The organism is Dietzia sp. DQ11-38-2 (assembly GCF_014145055.1).
GTDB lineage: Bacteria > Actinomycetota > Actinomycetes > Mycobacteriales > Mycobacteriaceae > Dietzia.
Window position 1 is genome coordinate 2,509 of record NZ_JAALDW010000241.1, and the last position, 2,942, is coordinate 5,450.

The window sequence follows — 2,942 nt, forward strand, 5'->3', positions numbered from 1 at the left end:
CCACCACCCGGCGGCGCCGACGGGTCGGGTCAGACCCCGAACAGCTCGAGGAAGGCATCCTTCTCGAACATCCGGGCGGTGTCGACCGCCGTGGGGGTGCCGCCGTGGGGATCCGCCCCGCCCTCGAACAACACGCGCACCACCTCGCCGTACCCCTTGAACACCGCGCCCGCGAGCGGGGTCTGACCACGGTCGTTCGCGCGGTCGACTTCCGCGCCGCGGGCGAGCAGGGCCCGGACGGTGTCGGGGTGCCCGTTGTAGGCGGCCAGCATGAGTAGCGCGTCACCGCGTTCGTTCGTGAGGTCCGGGCTCACCCCCGCGTCGACGTAGGCGGCCAACCGCTCGGTCTCCCCGTCCCGGGCGAGCTGGAAGAGCATCTGTGCGAACTCGAGGACCTCGGGGTCGACCCCCTCGCGCGGCGCGCGGGTTCCGCTGTCCGGCCCGCCGGCCTCGTCTCGGTTCTGTCCGCTCATGCCCTGAATCCTATCGGGGCGACGAAGTTGCGGCATCATGGACGTGATGATCACTTCCTCGCGATCACCACACCCGGGCCGGCCACTGCTCCGGACCCGGGGTGCGGTCATGGCCTCACTCGTCGCGATCCTGTCCGGTGGGGCGATCACCGGTGGCCTCATGGCCTCGGCGATGGGGGATCCCAACTCCGCGACGGCGGAACGGATCGCGGCGATCGTCCCGCAGGTCGACCCGAGGACCCTGTCCGGGCCCGCCTACGCCGACGCGGCCCCGGGAACGTGCCTGACATGGCAGGTCGACGCCTCCGACCGCGTCACGGCGTTCACCACCGTCGACTGCGAGGAGCCCCACCGCTTCGAGGTCGCCGGCCGGATCGACCTCTCCGGGGTACCCGGGTTCGGTGAGAACACCCCGTTGCCGGACACCACGAGGCTGGCCCCGATCGGCAGCGATCGGTGTCTACCGATGATCACCCGCTACGCGGGCGGCCGGGAGGTCGACCCGGCGGGCCGGTTCACCGGGTTGGTCGTGCCGCCGTCCGAGGAGGGGTGGGACAAGGGCGACCACTCGGTGTTGTGCGGGGTCGCCGCCGCTGAGCTCGACGGGCGCTCGACCACCTCGACAGGGGTGTTCGCGGAGGCGGACCAGCACCGGCGGTGGGACCCGGGCACCTGCCTCGGATTCACCGACGAGGGTTTGCCCGGTGCGCCCGTGCCGTGTTCGGAGGACCACTCCATCGAAGTGGTCTCCGATGTCGACGTCTCGGGCCTCTTCCCGGAGGAACCGAACCCGCCCGAGCCGAGGGTGCAGTCCGAGCTCACCGCGGACGCCTGCCTCGCGGCCGGGGTCGCATACCTCGGCGACGGGGAGGCCCTGCGCCAGACCACCCTCATCTCCACGCTGGTCAATCCGATCTCGCAGATCTCGTGGGCCACGGGGAGCCGCACCGTCAACTGCGGGTTGATGCGGGCCGCCGATCCCGGGCCGTTCGCGGTGCTGCGCGGCTCCGCCCGGCAGGGCGTCCTGATCGACGGTTCCACCCCGGTGCCCCCCACCACCACCGAGGTGCCGCCACCCGGCGTCGGTCAGGGGACTCCCGGGACTCCGACAGACGCCGATCCGGGGACCGTGTCCGTCCCGATCCCCGGGGGCACGCCGTGAGCATCGTCGTGACCGAGTCCCGCTTCGAGGCGCTGGTCGACGACGCGCTCGATTCCGTACCGGACGCGCTGTTCTCCGCGATGGACAACGTGGTGGTGCTCATCGCCGACCGCCACCCGGACGAGCCGGGGCTCCTGGGACTGTACGAGGGGGTGGCGCTGACCGAGCGCGACACCACCTACTCGGGTTTCCTCCCCGACACCATCACGATCTACCGGGGCGCGCTGTGCGACTTCTGCTCCACCGAGGAGCAGTTGGTCCACGAGGTGGCGGTGACGGTCATCCACGAGATCGCCCACCACTTCGGGATCGAGGAGCACACTCTCCACGCCCTGGGCTGGGGCTGACCGGGCTCCCCCGTCGGGTCACCCACCGCCCGCGCGTCCGTCAGAACGGCGGGCGGCCCAGGTGATCGCCCCACCGCTCGCAGGACCACCCGCCGCCGTCCGGCGCCAATTCGATGACCCCGCAGTTGGGGATCCGGTTGACCAACGCCCACTGTGAGGGGACGGCGCCGGCGAACACGGCGATCATCCGCATGAGGGTGCCGTGGACCACCAGGACCACGTCGGTCCCGTTGTCCAGGTGACTCTCCCGCAGCTCGGACACCACCGGCATCGCGCGCTCCTGCACGGCCAACGCGCTCTCGCCCCCCGGCAGGCTCGAGGTGAGGACGCCGTCCTCCAGCCAGTCGCGCACGAGCCGGTTGTACGCCAGCAGCGCCTCGCTCCCGGTCCGCATCTCGAACTGCCCGGCCTGTACCTCGTACATTCCCGGCACGGCCTGCGTGGGCAGACCCGTCGCCTCGGCTATCAGTCCGGCGGTCTCGCGGGCACGCGCCGCCTCGGAGCTGAGGATCACCCTCGGTGCGATGTCCGACGCGGCGAACTCCGCCCCGACCGTCCGTGCCTGGTCCCGCCCGAGGTCGGTGAGGGGGGCGCCGGGAAGCGCCGTGTCCAGGGCGCCGGCGACGTTCGACGGGGTCTGACCGTGCCGGACCAGATGTAGTCGCGCGCTCACGGGTCGAGGCCCTCCTGCCGATGAGTGCCTCGTCCGCCGGCCCCTGGTTCGTCGACCCCGTGCCGGAGACCGTCGATCCAGTGGATCGCCTCGGATCGATCCGGGGGCGCGGCACCGGCTCCGACCCCGTCCGCCACCGGCCACGATCCGAGGAAGCGCAGGTCGGCGGTCCGGTGGTGCAGTGCCGCCAGCGCCTCGGCCACCACGGGATCGTCGATGTGCCCGACGAGGTCCACGTGGAAGAGGTAGGTGAACCGCTCGACGCGGGTCGGTCGCGAGCCGATCCG

The 2,942-nt window shown here is 71.9% G+C and carries 4 protein-coding genes and 1 pseudogene; 2 read left to right on the forward strand and 3 right to left on the reverse strand.

All coding sequences use genetic code 11. The features are described 5' to 3' along the window. Positions 1–29 precede the first annotated feature (29 nt). Positions 30–377: an ankyrin repeat domain-containing protein gene (locus G6026_RS17815; RefSeq protein ID WP_182612972.1), complete on the reverse strand. Its 348-nt coding sequence runs from the start codon at positions 375–377 to the stop codon at positions 30–32. Positions 378–582: 205 nt separating this feature from the next. Between G6026_RS17815 and G6026_RS09125 the strand changes: the two genes are divergently transcribed. Both G6026_RS09125 and G6026_RS09130 read left to right on the forward strand, forming a co-directional pair. Further along, positions 583–1,635: a septum formation family protein gene (locus G6026_RS09125; protein WP_107757927.1), complete on the forward strand. Its 1,053-nt coding sequence runs from the start codon at positions 583–585 to the stop codon at positions 1,633–1,635. After that, entirely contained in the window at positions 1,632–1,982 is a 351-nt protein-coding gene (locus G6026_RS09130; RefSeq protein WP_107755451.1) for a metallopeptidase family protein, read from the forward strand. The genes G6026_RS09125 and G6026_RS09130 overlap by 4 nt, the downstream gene beginning before the upstream one ends. Positions 1,983–2,022: 40 nt before the next feature. On the opposite strand, the gene G6026_RS09135 is transcribed toward G6026_RS09130, so the two are convergent. Together G6026_RS09135 and G6026_RS09140 are read right to left on the reverse strand one after the other, a co-directional pair. Further along, positions 2,023–2,655 (reverse strand): histidine phosphatase family protein, encoded by a 633-nt coding sequence (locus G6026_RS09135; RefSeq protein WP_107755450.1) that lies wholly within the window; start codon positions 2,653–2,655, stop codon positions 2,023–2,025. Beyond that, positions 2,652–2,942: pseudogene (locus tag G6026_RS09140) on the reverse strand (prephenate dehydratase); the annotation flags it as partial. The pseudogene G6026_RS09140 and the gene G6026_RS09135, both read right to left, overlap by 4 nt.

Bases quoted from the DNA above. Each gene is read 5' to 3' on its own strand.
- G6026_RS17815 (WP_182612972.1), bottom strand. From the start codon at position 377: ATGCTCTTCCAGCTCGCCCGGGACGGGGAGACCGAGCGGTTGGCCGCC.
- G6026_RS09125 (WP_107757927.1), top strand. From the start codon at position 583: ATGGCCTCACTCGTCGCGATCCTGTCCGGTGGGGCGATCACCGGTGGC.